This is a genomic window from Staphylococcus sp. GW823-FHT05F06 (assembly GCF_058795495.1).
Window position 1 is genome coordinate 15,459 of sequence record NZ_JBXAHW010000011.1, and the last position, 19,977, is coordinate 35,435.

The 19,977-nt window shown below is 32.3% G+C and carries 13 protein-coding genes and 1 pseudogene; 2 read left to right on the top strand and 12 right to left on the bottom strand.

The features are described from left to right. Positions 1-143: 143 nt before the first annotated feature. The 7 genes and pseudogenes from ausB to AC1Q7N_RS08215 form a co-directional block, all read right to left on the bottom strand. The gene (gene ausB, locus AC1Q7N_RS08185) at positions 144-767 is read right to left on the bottom strand and encodes an aureusimine biosynthesis 4'-phosphopantetheinyl transferase AusB (protein ID WP_021298965.1); all 624 of its coding nucleotides are present in this window, start codon (positions 765-767) and stop codon (positions 144-146) included. A 9-nt stretch (positions 768-776) separates the two neighbouring features. Then, positions 777-7,940 (bottom strand): aureusimine non-ribosomal peptide synthetase AusA, encoded by a 7,164-nt coding sequence (gene ausA / locus AC1Q7N_RS08190; RefSeq protein WP_162158406.1) that lies wholly within the window; start codon positions 7,938-7,940, stop codon positions 777-779. A 197-nt stretch (positions 7,941-8,137) separates the two neighbouring features. After that, positions 8,138-9,380, bottom strand: a pseudogene (locus AC1Q7N_RS08195) (MFS transporter). Positions 9,381-9,655: 275 nt separating this feature from the next. After that, entirely contained in the window at positions 9,656-9,862 is a 207-nt protein-coding gene (locus tag AC1Q7N_RS08200; RefSeq protein WP_002456765.1) for a hypothetical protein, read from the bottom strand. A gap of 39 nt (positions 9,863-9,901) precedes the next feature. Next, positions 9,902-11,320 (bottom strand): MDR family MFS transporter, encoded by a 1,419-nt coding sequence (locus AC1Q7N_RS08205; RefSeq protein ID WP_002485964.1) that lies wholly within the window; start codon positions 11,318-11,320, stop codon positions 9,902-9,904. A gap of 560 nt (positions 11,321-11,880) precedes the next feature. Further along, positions 11,881-12,126 carry a hypothetical protein gene (locus tag AC1Q7N_RS08210; protein ID WP_002485987.1) on the bottom strand — a complete coding sequence of 82 codons (246 nt, stop codon included), beginning with the start codon at positions 12,124-12,126 and terminating at the stop codon, positions 11,881-11,883. A 75-nt stretch (positions 12,127-12,201) separates the two neighbouring features. Then, entirely contained in the window at positions 12,202-13,098 is an 897-nt protein-coding gene (locus tag AC1Q7N_RS08215; protein ID WP_002477288.1) for a LysR family transcriptional regulator, read from the bottom strand. Positions 13,099-13,234: 136 nt separating this feature from the next. Here AC1Q7N_RS08215 and AC1Q7N_RS08220 point away from each other — a divergent pair, with 136 nt between their 5' ends. Both AC1Q7N_RS08220 and AC1Q7N_RS08225 read left to right on the top strand, forming a co-directional pair. Beyond that, the gene (locus tag AC1Q7N_RS08220; RefSeq protein WP_002485991.1) at positions 13,235-14,437 is read left to right on the top strand and encodes an MFS transporter; all 1,203 of its coding nucleotides are present in this window, start codon (positions 13,235-13,237) and stop codon (positions 14,435-14,437) included. 255 nt (positions 14,438-14,692) lie between these two features. After that, positions 14,693-15,289: a hypothetical protein gene (locus AC1Q7N_RS08225; protein ID WP_002473413.1), complete on the top strand. Its 597-nt coding sequence runs from the start codon at positions 14,693-14,695 to the stop codon at positions 15,287-15,289. Positions 15,290-15,590: 301 nt separating this feature from the next. On the opposite strand, the gene dhaM is transcribed toward AC1Q7N_RS08225, so the two are convergent. From dhaM to bioB, 5 genes are all read right to left on the bottom strand, one after another. Continuing rightward, positions 15,591-15,965: a dihydroxyacetone kinase phosphoryl donor subunit DhaM gene (gene dhaM / locus AC1Q7N_RS08230; protein ID WP_001830585.1), complete on the bottom strand. Its 375-nt coding sequence runs from the start codon at positions 15,963-15,965 to the stop codon at positions 15,591-15,593. A gap of 3 nt (positions 15,966-15,968) precedes the next feature. After that, complete coding sequence (dhaL, locus tag AC1Q7N_RS08235; RefSeq protein WP_002485981.1) at positions 15,969-16,544, bottom strand: dihydroxyacetone kinase subunit DhaL; 576 nt, start codon at positions 16,542-16,544, stop codon at positions 15,969-15,971. Positions 16,545-16,598: 54 nt separating this feature from the next. Continuing rightward, positions 16,599-17,561, bottom strand: coding sequence for a dihydroxyacetone kinase subunit DhaK (dhaK, locus tag AC1Q7N_RS08240; RefSeq protein WP_002467644.1), 963 nt, complete (start codon positions 17,559-17,561; stop codon positions 16,599-16,601). Positions 17,562-17,576: 15 nt separating this feature from the next. Next, positions 17,577-18,680 carry a glycerol dehydrogenase gene (locus tag AC1Q7N_RS08245; protein WP_001830573.1) on the bottom strand — a complete coding sequence of 368 codons (1,104 nt, stop codon included), beginning with the start codon at positions 18,678-18,680 and terminating at the stop codon, positions 17,577-17,579. A 304-nt stretch (positions 18,681-18,984) separates the two neighbouring features. Further along, a complete protein-coding gene (gene bioB, locus AC1Q7N_RS08250; RefSeq protein WP_002500328.1) occupies positions 18,985-19,950 on the bottom strand; it encodes a biotin synthase BioB in 966 nt (321 codons plus the stop codon). Positions 19,951-19,977 lie beyond the last annotated feature (27 nt).

The window sequence follows — 19,977 nt, forward strand, 5'->3', positions numbered from 1 at the left end:
AAATATGTACTTAAATTTAAACTTTTAAATACACACATATGCACCATCTCGATATCAATTAGTCAATCGTACAACCTTTAAAGTTTAAAAAGACACTCAAACGATTTTCATATCGCTTAAGCGTCTTTTGTAAATTTACACCATTATAATAATTGTGTGAGCGGCACCACTTCAAAGTTCAAACTATGTTTACTCATATGACATATTTGAATGAGTCTTTTAAAATAATCTACTGAGGTAAATTGGACATGTTTTTTTAAAAATCTCAAATTTTGCGTCACATCATAGCAGTCTAAACCATTCATCAATCCCTCACCGATGAGTTTTGTATAACTTTCTTTCTTAGTCCAAATTTCATAAAAATCTTTAAGTGTAGTCACTTGGTTAAATTCATTTGTTGTAAAATTCTTCGCCAAATATTTATAATCCAAGTCTTTCATTTCTTCGATATCAATACCAATAGGCTGATTATCTATTATACAAACGATATAAGGATAACTATACGAAATACTCACGTATATATGACAAGAACTTCGTATCTCTACTTTACCCATAGTTGTGATGTGATACTCCCATTCTTTAGGAGTTAATCCAGCACATTGTTCAATAGCATACTGAATCAATGCATCACCTAATTGGTGCATAAGTCGATCCTTTAAAAATCTATAGTGTATACGTTCTGGCTTTTTCAACTGACGAGAACTTCTATTCAAAAGCAATTCTACTTCCTCTAAAGTTTCTGTCATCTTAGTCACATACAAATACATGATTCACCTCTAGTTGGCATCAAATTTTTCAAACAATAAATGGTACCACTGCTGCAACCATTGGTAAGAAAGATGTGGCCACTCACCTTGTAATTCTTTCATTACTGTTTGAGTCATATTTGAATCTGTCACACCTGAAATTTGATTATCTCCATTACTATTAAGACCAATCAATTCATGCATACCTAATTCATGTAATTTCTGTTCAAACTCACTATCACTTACTACAGTCATTTCTGACCCTTTGGCATTGTCAATTACTTGTTTCATAGTTATTGAACATGGTGCGTATACATGATAAATAATAGGTATTGCATTGGATCTTGCCAATTTAATAATATGGCGCGCTGTGACATCGATAAATGAAAATTCAACTTTAGCTTTCGATATACTTTCTCCTATAAACGGCATTTTTAATAAATCATGCATGACAATACTAAAACGATTAGTTGTTAAATTTTTCATATTTAATGGTCCAGTAGAAGCACTTGTCAGATTTCCTAATCTTATAATCTGAGCTGCTAAACCTTCATTAACCGCTTCTAACACTTTAATCTCGCTATAAAACTTACTTTTAGTGTATGGTGATGTAAATAACTGGCCTTTATATAAATCTTTTTCAGAAAATGTAATATCGTCTTGATGTACTTCAAATACCGTACCCACACTTATCGTTGATATATAGATTAATTTCGCTTTTTTATCCTTAGCTAAATCAATTAATGCTTGTGTACTTCTTACATTGACATCGAAAAATGTTTCATCATCGCCAAAGTGATCTGTACGAGCTCCAGCATGAATAATTGTATCAATGGCTGAATCGATAATGAGATGGTCAAGTTCTGATAAATCCGCTAAAATAATATCAATGTGCTTCATTAATTTATCCACATGAGCCGTATCAAAATAACAATTTAAATTATTTTCCAAGTTAGTTTTAGCTTGATTGATATCATGACCTCTGACAATACATGTAATTTGATCAGCATCATCTTGCATTTCATCAATTAAATATGCGCCTAGGAACCCTGTTGCACCAGTTAGCAATACATGACCTAGAGATGATTGCGTTAGGTGTTGTGATTTTAGTTGGTATCGTCTTTCAACCAAAGATTGTAATTGTGGTAGATGATCTGGTAATACTACTTCTGGTAGTGCTTGGCGTTTTTCTGTGTGATTAGCTATATAACGAACAGTTTTAAATTGATATACATCTTGCATTGTAATGTGTATGCCATTTGATTTTAGTTTTGATACTACCACCATAGCATCTAGTGATGTACCACCCATTTCAAAGAAGTCATCATCTATACTCATAGACGATACGTCCAACACTCCGCTAACGATTTGTGCTATTTCTCGTTCGATATTATTACGTGGTGCAACAAATTTATTTTTGTGTACATTAGGTACAGGTAATCTTGACTCATCCACCTTATCATTTCCTGTTAATGGAATTTCGCTAATAGCTGTTAATGTCTTAGGAATCATGTATTTAGGCAAATATTGATTTAAATGTTGTGAAATATGATTTTCGTCTTCTTGACTTCCAACATAATAAGCATGCAGCACTTCACGCTCACCCTGTTTAGCTAAAATAACAACGCTATCTGTAACAGTATCTACTGAATTAATGATATTTTCAATTTCACCTAGTTCAATGCGATAGCCATGTACTTTAACTTGCTTGTCTATTCTACCAAGAAATTCAATTTGCCCATCTGGCATCAATCGTGCTAAATCACCACTTCGATAAAGTTGTCCTGGCCCAAAAGGATTATTTATAAATTTTTCAGCAGAAAGTTCGGGTCTGTTTAAATATCCTGAAGTTAAACTTTCTCCTGCAATACATAATTCACCTGGAATACCAACGCCACATAGTTTACCGCCTGACATAATAAAAATATCAACATTAGCTAACGGTTTCCCAATCGGAATAGTCGATGGTATGGCGTCACCTTTTTCGTATATCCAACAAGATGTGATAACTGTATTTTCAGAAGGCCCATAGGCATTAACGTACATATCACAATGCTTAGAAATATGTTGAACAAATGCTGGAGTACTTGTCGCACCTCCTGTAATCACTTTAGGAATATAGAAATGATGCATCACATTATATACCTGTAGTGGAATAGATGCGATGGTGATATTTTCTTGTGAAATTAACTTTTCTAATAAATCTGTATTGGTCCGCTCAACTGATGTTGCAATGACAAGCGGATATCCATTTAATAAACTACAGTAGAAATCAGTTGCTGAAGCATCGAACACATAATTAGCGTACTGCAGATAAACTTCATCATCGGATAAATTGAGTCTTTTTGTCCAAGCACATACTAAATTTAATATATTACGTTGTTTCACTGATACTGCTTTAGGCTTTCCTGTTGTTCCAGATGTATAAATATGATACATATCATCTTCCAAATTCCCTGCATATTCTATATTTAACCTTTTATTATTTTCAGTGTTATCAATATCTTCAATTTTAATTACTGGTATATGTGAGGATATTGTTTTTCCATATGTGAGCACTGCTGCGACTTCAGCGTCTTCAATAATAAATTCAATGCGTTTATTGGGATAAGTGACGTCAATAGGTACATAAGAACCTCCAACTTTTAATACAGCAATCATACTAGCAACCATTTCAAAACTTCGTTCAGTTAAAAGGGCTACACGTTCCCCTTTTTGAATTCCATTTTGTATCAATGTTTGAGCCATACTATTAGAATAATCATCAAGTTCTTGATACGTCATCGATTGTCCATTCATTTTAAGTGCTACATCATCTGCTTTCGCTTTCATGACATCATGTAAAAGTTGCTGTATTGACTTATTTTTTGGCAAGTTTAAAGAACAATCATTCACATGCTTGTCCAACCAAATTAATAAGTCATCATTTTCATCAATATCTTGAATTTTTAGGTTTTCGGTAGATATTACATGTTTAATAATCATTTGAAGTTGTTCAGCAATATGATGAATGGTCTCTTGTTTATATAAATCTGTATTATATTCAATATTGATGACATAGTCATCTTGATCTTCTTCAATAATAAATGACAAATCAAATTTAGCTGTTGTTGACTGAGGTGGAATATGTGTCAATTGACTATGTCCAAAATTCGCATGATTTGTTTCATTATTTTGAAGTACGAGCATCACATCAAATAACGGATTATGTGAAGCATCTCTTTCATCAACAAGATCATTGACTAAGCTTTCAAAAGGATATTCTTGATGTTCATATGCCCCTAGACACATTTCTTTCATCTCAGCCATCAATTGATCCCATGTCTTTTGATCATGAGGTCGACCACGATATACAAGTGTATTAGCAAACATACCTAACATATTTTCAGTATCGCGATGGGTACGCGCACTGATTACACTACCAATAGCGATATCGTCCTGACGTGTATATTTGTGCAATAATACCATGATTGCACTAGCAAAGAACATAAAGTCTGTCACTTGATGTTGTTCTACATAAGATTTCAATTGCTGTTTGATTTGACGATTGTAATGAAATGTCAACATATTACCGTTGGTTGTTTTAATACTTGGTCTAGGATAATCCGTAGGCATATTTAATATTGGAACCTGATTTTCAAATTGTTGTAACCAAAAGTGACGTTGTTTAGATAAGTCTCTGTGCACCATCCACTCACTATAATCTTTATACTGAAGCTTAAGTTCAGGTAATGATTTATCTTGGTATAAAGCGTTCAAATCAGATAGTAAAATCGTGTTACTCATACCATCATTAATACTATGATGAGTATCCATAAATAAATAATCTTGTTGTGGTCCATGTATATATTTAACTCGCATCTGACTTGGTTGTTCTAAATCAAACGGTTCCATAAATGATTGAATAATATCTTGCTCATTCGTTAGAGATGTCGTTACCTCTTCAAAATCAGGTGAAACATGTGTCGCAATACGTTGTTTAACTTCATTGTCATCAATTACATATTGTGTTCGTAATATTTCATGACGTTCAATCAACTTAGATAATGCACGTTGCAATTGCATAACATTAAGTTCAGAAGATAATCTCCATAAGAATGGAATGTTATACACTGTGTCTTTAGGATTGACCTTCCATAAAAGATACATACTTTTTTGAGACGCACTTAAATCATATTGATACGATTCATTTGCTTTGGGAATCACTTCATAGACATCATTTTGCAGTTCTTCAATTTGTTGTCCAAGTTGCTCTACAGTAGGCGATTTCATTAAATCACCTACTTTAAGACGTTTTTTTAACCTTTCTTCGATACGGTTTACAACTAATGTTGCTCTAAGAGAGTGTCCACCTAGTTCAAAGAAATTATCTTTAACACCTACCTGATCAACATGTAAAATCTCTTCGAAAATACGGCAAACGGTACGTTCAATATCATTACGTGGTTCTACATAATTTCTATTATTCTTTAGATTAATTTCAGGTAATGAACGCACATCTAATTTCCCATTCATCGTGATAGGTATACGATCCACCTTCATAAAATGCACAGGTACCATATATTCAGGTAATGTTTCACTTAAAATATCTTTTAATTGACCTGTTGATTTTAATTGCGATGCTTCATAATATGCCACTATTTGTTTATCTTGGTCTTGCTCTCGAACGATGACTACAGCTTTATTAATATCACGTATAGCTTCTAATGCTTTTTCAATTTCTGATAATTCTATTCTAAAACCGCGTATTTTAACTTGCTTATCGATACGACTAATATAATCAATATAGCCATCTTCTTGAAGACGAACTAAATCACCGCTTCGATAAAGCATTTCATTGTTAAAAGGTGACTGAATAAAACGTTCAGCAGTAAGTTTAGGTTGATTTAAATAACCTTTTGCTAAACCTGCACCACCAATGCACAATTCACCTGGAACACCTACGCCACAAATACGATTACCTTGCATGACATAAACTGTCGTTCCACTAATAGGTAAACCAATAGGTATACGTGAAGGCATCTCTTGTGGAATCGCAAAAGTTGTAGTAAATGTTGTATTCTCTGTCGGTCCATAACCATTGATTATTTGAGGATGACACTCACGCGAATTTAATAAGTGAACCCATTTAGCATTTAACACTTCCCCACCAATAAGCAAATAAGTTAAAGATTCTAGTGCTTCGATACGTTCGCTAGCAATTTGATTAAATAAAGATGACGTTAACCACATCGTGTTGACTTTATTTTCAGTAATAGCTTGATCTAACAATTGAGGATTTAACAACGTATCTTTAGATGTAATGACTAACCGTCCACCATTCAATAATGGACCATATATTTCAAAGGTTGCTGCATCAAAAGCTACTGTTCCTGATAATAAGACGGTTGTATTTTCGTTCAATTCGACATAATTTGGATTGTGTACTAAGCGATCAATTCCTCTATGTGGCACCAGTGTCCCTTTAGGTTTACCAGTCGTTCCTGATGTATAGATGACATAAGCGATATCTTCTGAACAATTAATGCCTCTCGGGTTATCAATATCATGTTCTCTTGAATCAACTATCAATTCTATATCCATTTGAGGTAAACCTGATTGAAATGATGTACGATATGTTACAACCGCTTTAGGTTTTGCGTCCTCAATAATATAATTCATTCTTTCTTCAGGATAATCCGGATCAATTGGTATGTAGCCTGCACCAGCTTTCAAGATCCCTAACATTCCAATAATCATTTCTAAGCTGCGTTCTGCTATTAATGCCACCATATCATTAGGTTCAATCTGATGATTTAAACGCAATCTATATGCTAAAAGATTCGCACATTGATTTAATTGATGATATGTCATCGATCGTTGTTCATATTGCAACGCAATACTATCGGGATGTTGGTGCACTTGACGTTCGAATCTTTCAACCACGGTTTTATAAGTGACCTCACTATAATTAATGTCATTGTTTTGATTATTGATGTCATTATATTTAGCTAAATCTGAGCGATCACTGAGTTTTATATCTTTAATTAATAATGATGGATTTTGTGTAATTTGCATATAAATCCCATTAATTAATTTGACTAACGTATGTACAGTTAAATCATCATAAACGTTGTCATTATAAACTATATCAAAACCATCCTGCACATGAGGATAAAACTCTAAATCCGCGAATGATGATGCTTCATTGTATAGACGATGTATATGATGACATATATGATTAAGCTCAAATTGTTCTTGTACTTTTTCAATATGAATCATCGTTTCTACATCTGTTTGTACTGCTTTAGGTTGAACAACAAAAGACGCACCACACATTTGAAGCTCTTCAAGTAGCGCGGAACACTCATCTACCATATCTTTTACGACGTCACTTTGACTAATACTTAAATTAAGTGGGGCAATGTCTGTGTTTAAAACCATCATATTCTCAGTATTTTTATTATCTATCGAAAAATGGATGCCTAACGTCACATCAGAAGATTGACTTATAAAATGATGCGCTAAGTAAATACTTACAATCCACACATCAATGTCTAAAGATGGTAGTTCTGCATGCAAAGAACACATTTTTTTCTTTTCACATGTATTCTTAACAGGTATGTAAGCGTAATTATCACCGTCTGCATTCAATACGTTGAAGTGCTTTGATGGACACACAACTTGATTTTGATCCATCTTTTGATTCATTTCTTTAATCCAATTATAAAAATCCGAGATACTATATTCACTTTTTAAAGAGTGGGTATAGGCGATATTTAATTGTTGTAAAAATGGAGTTAATTGACTTTCATTAAAAATAGTAGCATGGAAATCTAAAAGTAAGTAGGCGTCATCTAGAAATTGATATATCTTAAAATTAAACAGAGGTAATTGATTGAAATGGTAGGAATTTAAATTACGTGTAAAGAATGCTTCTAAATCTATGCTTTGCGACATTTCATTAACTTCTTTAATTTCAATAAATGGAAAAAAATCTCTTAAATTTATCTTGAGTTGATTAAAATCATCTGTCACAAACTGTGTACGCAACACAGGTTGATTTTGAACGACATCTACTAATGCATACATTAATCTATGTAACTCAATGTCGCGACTTAACTTTACCCAGTATGTCACCCTGTGTTCTGAACTTGATTGATTTAAATGTTTAAAATAAAAATATTTTTGAAAATATAGTGCTTCAATATTCATTAGAGTCCTTCTTTCATATTCATTCCCATAATAACTCATAAACAACTTACATCATATTTTCTAGCCATGATTTATATTAGTATATTCTCACTATAGAAAACAATTAGGAAAATAAAAATTAACAAAATCTTAATAAATATAGTTTTATTAAAATTACGAGCAATTTGGTATGAATTGTACATTTCTAATTTAAAAAATTATTGTGAATTTGTATTATTAAAACGACTCACTGCAATGTAAAGTGACATGCCACCTAGCAATAATAAAACAAACATATAGATCCCCATCTCCATTGAAGTTAAAAACACTCCTAATATAATTCCAAATCTTGCAAGTAATTCAGCTAGGTTAAATCCTAAAGCATGCACTGCTGAATATGTCCCTCTTTTATGAGAAGGAACCATTTTAAAACGATTTTCTTCAAGAATTGGAGAATATACCATTTCACCTATCGTCGCTATAATCATAAATATGATAAGTAACGTAAAATCATTAAGATAAGTGAGGTTCGAATATCCAATGACATAAAAAATAATTCCAATCAATAATGCTGTTTTAACATTCATTCTCATAACAATTTTTGAAATAAAAATAGGTAAAAATTATAACAATGATTGTATTCGTCATTAATAGAAGTGAATACATTTTAACGCCATTGATATGTAACGAAAACAATATCATCGGATCAAACTCTCGTTTTAAACGCACTGAAATGTACGATGATGCAGATAACTCACCCATTGTTAAAATACTAAATCCTATAATTAGAAGTAGATATGTTGTATCTTTAAATGCTGGTTTATAACTTTTTAATATTTGACCCATGGAGAATTGTTTCTCATTAGCATGATGTGTGTGCGACTGAGTAACAATATTTAAATCTTTAGGCAACCATACGATAAGTGCTATAAAAACCATAATGTAAATGACAAAAGCGATGAAAAACAACATAGATTTATGTGCCCCATACATCAATCCACCTATGAGCGCACCAAAGGCTACAGCAATATTCGTCAGCCAATAACTTATCTTATAAATATATTGCTCAACTTCAGGCGTAATCGCATCCATAATAATCGTGTCCATTATAGGTTGCTGCATGCCTATTGTGATACTAAATATTGCGTAAGCGATACAAAATAAAATGATCTTAAAAGTATGTTGTGATATTGAAATCGCCATAATTACGAGCATTAAACTTAATATAAATTGATAACTAAGTGTTAACGTCTTTTTAGGTAAACGTTCAATAATATGACCTGAAATCAAAGAAATTGGAAAATTTATCATTACAAGCCCAAATAAAAAAAGCCCTGAAAAATGTTGATTGACCATATCTGTTAAATACAACGCAATAAATGGTAAAAATGCCGTGACTATAATATTTTGAAAAAAATCGCATATTAATCGGACTTTTAAAGTTGTACTTAATTGCTTCACATTCATCCTTCTTTCTCTGTTAAAACATATAATACTTTTTAAACCTTTAAAGAAAGTGATTAACCTCATATAAATTAAACGCAATTCAATTTTGCATCACATACTATATATAATCTTTTTTATATTTAAATGCAAGTTTCATATTAAATGAATTGATTAAAAAGTTCTTTCAATTTCTCGATAATCGATTTCATTTTAAATAAAAATATTTCATCAGTTTATTTAAGTGCTGGATGGAGAGGCTTGAATTTAGAAATTATGATGGAATTCATTTTTTATTTAACCACCATTAGTCCATTTGATTTTCTACTAAAAAGCTGAAGTATAAGACATATATTCATAATGCCTTCATTGTGCCACTCTTTGATAGTCGATAGCCAAATTGCTTTGTCTATTGAAATACACTCTGTTAATGCCCAGAAGTTCATCACTGTTTTTACATTATAAAAAACCTGGAACATCGATTTGTGTCCCAGGTTCATCCCATAATTCGGTCTCTCTTATACAGTTTTTTTGAATAATTAATGATTTTTTTCTTCTTTTATGAATAACGCTAAAATAAATCCAATAATGATTAATACTGTAGTAAAAATAAATGCAACATCTATACCATGTACAGTTGCTTCTTGTGTTAGTTTCATTTTTGACATTGTCGAGTGTGAAGCTGTATACTGTTTTGCCACTATTGATAGAATCGTCACACTAACCGCTGTACCCATAGCACCTGCAATGATGCGTAAGGAATTCATAATTGCTGTACCATGTGAGACATCATCTGACTCAAGTGCATTCAGTCCAACTGTATTAAGAGGCATAACTAATAATCCTAACGCAATCATTCTTATAGTGTAAACAAGAATAACAAACCAATATGGCGTTCCTGTAGTAAGGAATGAATATAAGAATGTCATACTAATGAGTAAGATAAAACCAGGTATCACAAGCACTTTAATACCATGCTTATCAAAAATTTTTCCTGTATAAACCATCGTTAATCCATTAATGACCGCGCCTGGAAGTACAACAACACCTGATAGTAATGCTGATTGACCTAAACCTGTTTGAATGTAGATAGGTATGAGTAACGCAGGACTTACCATCGTAATATATACAAGCATTGAAGAAACAGCTGAAAGTGTGAACACTTTATTTTTAAACACACGCATATTTAACAATGGATGTTTTAATTTAAGCTGACGCGTTGTAAAAATTATGATAATGGCTATACCGAGTACAAATGTCACAATGACAGGTAGAGAGGTGATACCAAACGTACTCACGCTACTAAATGCGAATAATATTAAACCAAAGCCGAAAGTAGAATAAACTACAGAAATTTTATCAAGAACAATGTCTTTTGTTTTTGTATTATTTTCTACGAAGAAGAAACCTAAAATAAAAGCTACCGCAGCAATTGCTGAAACAAGATAAAAAGGCATTCTCCAACTAAATAAATCTACGAATAATCCAGTTAACGTTGGACCAATAGCAGGTGCACTTTGTACAACCACACCTGCTAATCCCATCGCAAACCCACGTTGTTCAGCAGGAAATAACGTAAATACTGTAAACTGCATCAATGGTAAAAGGATGCCGGCACCAATCGCTTGGATAATCCGAGATATCATTAAAATAGAAAAAGTAGGTGAAAATGCCGCTACAATAGATCCTAGAAGAAAAATAGCCATTGAGAAAATATATAAATGGCGTGTCGAATATTTATCCATTAAAAAAGCAGTGAGTGGAATCATAATACCGTTAACAAGCATAAATCCGGTAATTAACCATTGTGCTGTTGTTTCTGTGATGTTCAGTCCTTTGATGATTGCTGGTAGTGCAGTGTTTAAAATAGTTTGATTGAGCATAGACACAAAAGCACTAATGAGCATTACCGTAACGATAGCATTACGTTTAGAAGTCGTCATCGAAATGTTAGACATAGAATGGTACTCCTTTCAAAATGAAGTTGTAGACACCAAACTTAAGATTGTGTGGAAGACTATTACAGAAACAAGTTGGTAGGTATAACATGAATGGTAGTCTTACTTGAACATTAACAAGAATTATTACTACATTGTGAAATATATCCTAGAAGTCTTATATAAGTACTTAACTGTATAAAATGATTAAAAATTAACAGAAGTAAAATAAAATTCGTATCGAATAGGATGAACTACACATTTCAATAGAATGAGTTAAATCTTGTTATAATCACATTTTAGTTCTATCCTCATATGTGAATACATAAAAATACCGAGACATTTGATGATGTCTCGGATATTTATCATATATCACTAGTTGATTTATCTACATGCCTTTTCAAGTCCAAACTTACTAGCGTCATCATTTACACAACACTATTTAATAACAAAACGCTTTTCGTTAAACTTAATCCTCACGTTGTTATTTATGATGTTCAACTTTATTTATATGATATAAAGCCTGAAAATTTCTCAACGACTGTTATGCCATAATCATCTTGAGGGATTACTAACTTCCTTTATTTATCCTTTTGTGCTCTATGCCACTCCTCTGCCAAGAATAATAGAGCCACAATACCTATAATAATAACGCCAATCAGTTTCATATGTATAATATCGGCTTGATACATATATATAAGACTTGCAATCACACCAACAGGCACAATAAGGCCTAAAATTTTATTTCCCGTACGCGATAAAAAGTAATGAATAGCAAGCAAAATAGCGTATATAATGACTGGTAATATGTTCTGTAGATGAATCATAAAATTATATCCCTCCATAAACATTCATTGAATTGTCTTGCGCATTTATTGTCTATCTTAACGTATTTAAAACGGTTACTCATTTTTCTTTAAATAGTGAATGAATTCTAATACTATTTGTTGTTTTGACTTTTCTTTATTTACAATCGCTATAAAATTTACTACATAATCAAATGGTTTACCTAGGGTTACTGACTCTATGAGTTCGTTATCTAAAAATGGTTCATTTTCAAGCATTAACGCTGAAACGATACCTACACCTAAACCTTCAGCAACTGTTCGCATAAGAACAATTGGATTAGTGGTTTTAAAAATAATCTTAAGTGGATGGTGCGTTTCTTCAAATTTCTTCAAGTGATGTTGGTAAAACTCACGATCATATAGTACAAAAGGATATTGTTGAATTTCTTCCAAATTAACATATTCTTTGAAAGTTAATTTAGACTTTTTAGGAACAATCAATCTAAAATGAGAGGTTAAATTAAGTGAGTGTTGTGATACTTGACTATCTTCATCCTCTCGTTCTGTAACACCTATCAGACCAATATCAATGTCACCATGATTAACCAACATTTTTATTCTATCTTTATCAGCTTCAATGACTTCAACATCAACATTAGGGTGGTTAGCTTTAAATTGAGATAAAGCTTTGGGTAGTATTTTATGAAAGAGAGTTGGAATCGTACCAACTCTAAGTGTTCCTTTAATATTTGTCTTCATCATAGCTATTTCTGATAATAGTGCATCTTTAGACTCTAGTATCTCTAATATAAACGGTATTAAACGGTTTCCTGCTTCTGTTAAAGTAGTTCCTTTTCTAGAACGCGAAAATAATTTATATCCTAATTCTTTTTCTAAATTTGTGAGAGATTGACTCATTGCAGATTGGCTAATATGTATGCTTTCACTCGCTTGAATCATTGATTCCAATTCATATAGCTTTTTTACGTATGCTAACTGTTCAAAGTTCATAATTCTCTCCTTTTATATAAGCTTTACTTATATTATATTAATCAATTCTAATTATACATTAGTATATCCGATATATATAATAGATGTTATGACAACATTAAGAACGTAGAATTTCATTATATTGAGGAGGGATAGCATGTCGAATCAATCAACGAATAACCGTTTGTGGACGAAAGACTTTATATTTATTACTTTCGTTAACTTATTCATGTATTTAATTCATTACATGTTGGTCGTAACAATCACTGAATATACTATTGATAAATATCATGCCTCTGAAAGTATAGGTGGATTAGCTGCAGGTATATTTATTATTGGTATGCTAGCTGGACGTTTAGGTTCTGGCAGAATCATAGATCACTTACAACCTAAAAAGGTCTTACTTTACGGCGTCATCTTTTCAATTATTACGATAGCATTATATTTCACTATCACAAGCCTATGGATTCTTATGTTGATTCGATTTATTCATGGCATAGCCTTTGGATTCTCATCAACGGCAACAGGAACCATTTCATCTCGAATCATCCCAGAGAATCGAAAAGGTGAAGGTATTGGTTATTATGGATTAAGTGTAACACTTGCTTCTGCTATTGGCCCTTTTATTGGATTAGTATTTAATAACCATTTAGGGTTTAAATCTATCTTTGCTATCAGTCTATTAAGTATTCTTATAGCATTTGTATTAAGTATTTTTATTAAAAGACTACCTGTACTTAATCATAATCTCGAAGCTAAAGATCAACCAAGTGGTATGCACGCTTACCTGCAAAAAGAAGCACTACCTATTTCTTTGGTAGTCATCTTAATTGGTGTCGCTTATTCTAGTGTTTTATCATTTTTATCTATTTACTCTGAAAAAATCAATCTCGTTACTACATCAAGTTTCTTCTTCATTGTCTTTGCGATTGTTACGTTTATCACACGCCCATTTACAGGTAAAATTTATGACAATTATGGTGAAAACAAAGTAATGTATCCAGTTTTACTGAGCTTTACATTTGGGCTTATTATTCTCGGTTTTACTCATACAAGCATAATTTTGCTTATTGCAGCTGCATTCATCGGCTTTGGTTATGGCACTATCGTACCTACTGCTCAAGCAATTGCAATTCAACAATCACCTGCAAATAAAATGGGCTTAGCAACGTCAACATTTTATATCTTTGCGGATTTCGGTGCGGGTATGGGGCCATTTATTTTAGGTATCATCATACCATTTATTGGTTATCGTCAATTATATATGGCAATGGGGATGCTTGTTATCATAGCACTTATTCTGTATTACTACGTTCACGGTAGAATGCACAAAAATCCATTCAACAAAAGAGAATATTGAAATTATTCCAAATAATTTTTAATTAAAACACCGTATAAATTTATTAAATAGCCACTTAGGGTTGAAAGTTAAAATCTCTAAGTGGTTATACTATTAAAATATGATAACTTCATTTTCCATTCAAATTATATTAATATCAAGTTTGTATAATAAAAAAAATATATGTTAACACTTAAATATAAGCACAGTTTTTTTGCAATACACAATATATAGTATTATCATATGATTATAAAATATTTAATAGAGGTGATATTGTTGAGTGAATTTTTAGCTGCAATAGTCGGAGGCATTTTTACTTTAGCAGGTACATTTATAGCACTTTGGTTCCAATTTAGAAAAGATGATAAAGATAAAAGAAAAGATTATCATAACGATCAAGTTAGTTCTTTAGATGTTACAGCTTATAAAGCTGCAAAAGTAAGAAATAACTACTTAAATTTCGAAACTTCTAACTTTAGTAAAGAAAATACAATGGAAATTTATCAAGATATTGAAACAGATTTTAAATCTCTTGATACCCATGTTCAAAATTTAATTTCTCTAATGAGTCATCATAGCGATCAATCGAATACAATAATACAAAAATTATTAGGTAGCTATGAACCAGTCGAAAATCAATATAACAAACTTAAAGTAGCTTATAAGATTTATCACCATCAATATAATACACCGGATTTTGATAAAAATGGCATCACTTTCTCTAAAAGAAAACTAGACATCGAAATAGATCAATTTATAGATAAATTAGAAGCATTTGCTAAAACCGAATATGCTAATCACCAACTATATAAACCAACACTAAATCCTACTGTAGATAAATCCGACGCAATTTATAAAAATAAAAAATATTAACTTCATCAAACTTTGTCATATGTGACCAACACATGAAACATTATAAGACAGAAAGCAATATTCCTTAATAATTCTTATACAAACAAATTTTCCTTTATGTTTTGAGATTATTTATCTTTTTCGATTTTATAATTTTTACAAATCTTTTAGCTATTTAACCAGAAATATATTTACAATATCTTCGTTAACGCTACATCTTACTTTTAGTATGTATACTAACATTAAAAACTAGGAGCACCATAACTAACTAGCTATGGTACTCCTAGCGACAATTTCAATATTTATGCTCTATCTTTACATATTATTCTTCAGGATATTTAGCTCTTACTTCAGAGATAACACTATCCATACTCATATTTGATTTAATTCCTACACTTGCAATAAAGCTTCCTTCAACGATTGGCGCTTCCATTTTAACAATTTTGTGGTCACCTTCGTACATTTCTAAAGCTGTGTCTAAATTCATACCTGCTGAACCGATGTCATAGAAACAAAGCGCATCATTTTCAAGTCCATTAATTACAGAGACGATTTGATCAAATGATGTACCGATTTCATCGTCACTTAAGCCACCAACGGCAATAAGGTCAACACCACCGTCAGTCATTTGATTGATTAATTGTTTAACACCTTCTGCGATTTTATGACTATGACTTACTACTACTATAGATGTCATGACTTACTCTCCTCCTATAATTGCATTAAGAATATAAACACTACTTTGTGCACCAGGATCAATATAACCTTTTGAAGCTTCGTTAAAATATGATGCACGGCCTTTAGTAGCTACCATATTTTTGGTTTCATTAGCAAATGATTGTAGTTTATCTAGATCTACTGTTTCATTTTTTTCAACAGCTTCTCTCGCACGTTCGATAACATCATACATCGTTTTTTCATTTAATTCGACTTTACCACGTTGTTGAATGCCATCAGCAAACGCTTTAAGTACCTCTTTAAGATTATCATGATCAATTTCATCATTCACTGCACTCGCCATTTTGATAAAACCAAATCCGTATAATGGTCCAGAAGCACCACCTACGTTAGACATTAATGTCATACCTGTTGATTTAAATAGCGCTTGCATACTTTGATCATCTATTTTTTCTTTTAAGTGTTCGAAACCTCTGACCATATTTACACCATGATCTCCATCACCGATAGCTCTGTCTAAATCAGTCAGTTCACTTTCTTTTTCTTTAAAAGTATTTTCTAAATCTAATAAGCGTGCTTTGATATCTGCTACATTCATTCTCTAAGTCACCTCAAAATTTAATATATATTTATTACTTATTGAATCTTAAAATTAGAAATATTTACTTGCTGTAGGTGCAGCTAAAGCTTCACTCAATTCTTCACTGAAGGGGAGTACAGTTATAGAGAAGCCTTGCATGTCTAACGCTGTCATATAGTCACCTACGAACCATTGTTTAACATCAATATCATTCTGATTGAATTGTTCATCTAGATATTTAGTAACTATATTTAATTCTGATAGTGGCGTACCACCCATACCGTTAACCATTACGATTAAAGGTTTTTTCTCAATTTCTTTGTATAATTGATCGAGTAAACGTTCAACAATCACGTTAATAGGTTGTACGTCTTCACGATGTAAACCTTTTTCACCGTGAATACCGATACCAATTTCCATTTGATTGTCTTCAATATCGAAACCGTTTTTACCAGTTGTGGGTACCATTGGAGGCGTTAATGCCATACCAATACTTTTAATATCTGGTAAAAGTGCCTCAACTTTAGATTTGATTTCATCAAGTGCAACACCTTTTTCAGCTAGGTATCCAGCATATTTATGCACAAATACTGTACCCGCTACACCACGGCGTTTTTCCGGGTCAGAAATAGCAATATCATCTCTGACAATAACACTTTCAACTTTAATATCTTCCATTTGAGCCATTTCTTGAGCCATTTCAAAGTTCATAACGTCTCCTGCATAGTTTTTAATAACAAGTAGAACGCCGTCACCATTGTCCACAGCTTTAATGGCATCTAATATTTTATCAGGTGTAGGTGAAGTGAAGATTTCTCCACATACAGCTGCATCGAGCATGCCTTCTGCTACAAATCCTGCGTGTGCAGGTTCATGTCCACTGCCGCCCCCAGAAACGAGTGCAACACCTGATTGTTTTTTATGCTTTCTAACAACAATAGTGTCAGATACAACTTCAACATCGTTGTTTGAAACTGTAATTCCATCAAGCATATCTTTTAAAATTGTGTTTTTATCTTGAATTAACTTTTTCATTCAAAGCGACTCCTTTTAGTTGAACTGACTTTTAGATAAATCATTAACAGTTAAAATTGCGTCTGCGATTTCATCAGCAGTGATTTTATCACTTAAGTTAGCAAACGTATCATTTGGTGTTAATGCACGTTCACCTACTTGAACTAATTCTTCATAACTTGTGTTTTCAATGTGAAGACCTTCTAATGTTGTTGGCATATTGATATTATCGAAGAATGTTTTGTATTTCATGAATTTTTCAGTTGGCGCATTTTCAAGTACTAATTGTACTAAAATACCGTATGCCACTTTTTCACCATGAGTTAAGTGGTGGATATCTCCTTCTAAAGCTGTGAATCCATTATGAATTGCGTGTGCACCTGCTAATCCGCCGTTTTCAAATCCTAAACCTGAAAGTAATGTATTGGCTTCAATCACAGCATCTACTTGTGGTGTCACGATATGTTTTTCTACAGAAGTATAAGCACTGTAACCATATTCAAAAATAACCTCTTCACATTTTTGAGCGATTGCTAAACTTGCTAATGTAGGTTTGCCATGGAACATGTTTTGCCCTTGTCTACGAAGTGTAGATTCAACTTCGATTAATGTTGCTAAACCATCACTCATACCTGATGCAAATAAACGTACAGGTGCTTGTGCAACAATTTCAGAATCTACGATAACTGTATCAGGGTTTTTAGGGTAGAATTCATAACCACTAAATGATCCATCTTCGTTATAAATAACAGATACTGCTGCTGTTGGTGCATCCATTGATGCTGTAGACGCAAAATCGATGACGCTTGCTTTAAGTTCAAATGCTACAGCTTTACCTGTATCTAACGCTTTACCTCCGCCTAAACCAATAACAACGTCAATGTTTTTTTCTTTATATTGTTTAACTATACGTTGAATTTCTTCTTCAGAAGATTCTCCTTTAAATACTTCATATTCAAAATCAACGTTGTTATTTGCTGAGAAACTTTCTTTTATTTTTTCTTCAGTGATATTCCAAACCACTTCATCTGCAATAATCAACGCGTGACTACCAAGACGTTCTGTTTCTTCAGCGATAGAGCTAACAATACCTTTCCCTTGTACATATCTTCCTGGTGATTGATAAATAAATTTAGACATAAGTATTCCTCCAAAACATCTTTTATATTTATATTAAAAAATAAGATTTAAAATGAAATAATGTAATCTCATTCCCCTAATCTTAATTTTTAATAAGCATGGATCATACTGTCTCTCATCTCTCAATTCCTAGTATACGCTTTCAAAAAAAATTTTAAAGGATTATCCATCGAAAATTTAATAGAATTTGATTAAATTGTTGTTAATTCTTTTGAAAAATCATTAAAACAGCGCATGGTTAGTGCATTATGACAATTTATTTAAAACTATATTTACATTTATTGAAAATATTTTTAATTATAATTTAACTGTCGATTTCAAACCCTAAATCTTCAATCATGCGATAATCTTCCTCATTCGGTTGACCGCCTGTAATTAAGTAATCTCCTACAAAAATTGAATTAGCCGCTTTCAATGCGAGTGGTTGTAATGAACGTAGATTTACCTCCCGTCCACCTGCAATTCGAATTTCTTTTGTTGGATTGATTAACCTAAACATCGCTATAATTCTTAAACATTTCATTGGTGACAATAAATCTAATCCACCAAATTTAGTTCCTTTAATAGGATGTAAAAAATTAATAGGAATGCTATCAGCATCAATGGCTCTTAAAGCAAATGCCATGTCAATAATGTCCTCATTCGACTCTCCCATACCACATATCACGCCTGAACAAGGAGAAATATTATTATCTTTCATCATTTCAACCGTATTCACTCTATCCTCATATGTATGTGTAGTTACTACTTCATCGTGATAACGCTCACTCGTATTTAAATTATGATTATAACGATCGACACCAGCAGCCTTTAATTTTTTAGCTTGTTCTTCTTTCGTTAATCCTAAGCACGCACAAATCTTTAGTTGTGGGTGTACCTTTTTAATATCTTCCACTGTTTCGCAAATATGATCGACTTCTCTGTTACTAGGACCTCTACCACTCATAACGATACAGTATGTACCGATTTGATTTTCAGTTGCCACTTGAGCGCCTTCTTTAATTTGGTCCTGTTCAACAAGTGCATAACGTTGCTTTTCTTTCATTTTTACAGATTGCCCACAGTACCCACAATCTTCTGCACAGATACCACTTTTAGCATTTAATATCATATTAAGCTTAACTTTTTTACCATAGTAATGTTTTCTCACTGTATAGGCTTCATTTAATAAATCAAATGTATCAATTTCAGCATTTTCGAAAATAGATATTGCTTCATCTTTTGTTAATGACTCTTGATTTAACACACGTTGAGCTAGGTTTAATGTCATAATCTTTAACTCCTTTTTCTTAAAAAT

Coding starts and splice junctions, on each gene's coding strand:
- ausB (WP_021298965.1), bottom strand. CDS start 767: ATGTATTTGTATGTGACTAAGATGACAGAAACTTTAGAGGAAGTAGAA.
- ausA (WP_162158406.1), bottom strand. CDS start 7,940: ATGAATATTGAAGCACTATATTTTCAAAAATATTTTTATTTTAAACAT.
- AC1Q7N_RS08200 (WP_002456765.1), bottom strand. CDS start 9,862: ATGAACCTGGGACACAAATCGATGTTCCAGGTTTTTTATAATGTAAAA.
- AC1Q7N_RS08205 (WP_002485964.1), bottom strand. CDS start 11,320: ATGTCTAACATTTCGATGACGACTTCTAAACGTAATGCTATCGTTACG.
- AC1Q7N_RS08210 (WP_002485987.1), bottom strand. CDS start 12,126: ATGATTCATCTACAGAACATATTACCAGTCATTATATACGCTATTTTG.
- AC1Q7N_RS08215 (WP_002477288.1), bottom strand. CDS start 13,098: ATGAACTTTGAACAGTTAGCATACGTAAAAAAGCTATATGAATTGGAA.
- AC1Q7N_RS08220 (WP_002485991.1), top strand. CDS start 13,235: ATGTCGAATCAATCAACGAATAACCGTTTGTGGACGAAAGACTTTATA.
- dhaM (WP_001830585.1), bottom strand. CDS start 15,965: ATGACATCTATAGTAGTAGTAAGTCATAGTCATAAAATCGCAGAAGGT.
- dhaL (WP_002485981.1), bottom strand. CDS start 16,544: ATGAATGTAGCAGATATCAAAGCACGCTTATTAGATTTAGAAAATACT.
- dhaK (WP_002467644.1), bottom strand. CDS start 17,561: ATGAAAAAGTTAATTCAAGATAAAAACACAATTTTAAAAGATATGCTT.
- AC1Q7N_RS08245 (WP_001830573.1), bottom strand. CDS start 18,680: ATGTCTAAATTTATTTATCAATCACCAGGAAGATATGTACAAGGGAAA.
- bioB (WP_002500328.1), bottom strand. CDS start 19,950: ATGACATTAAACCTAGCTCAACGTGTGTTAAATCAAGAGTCATTAACA.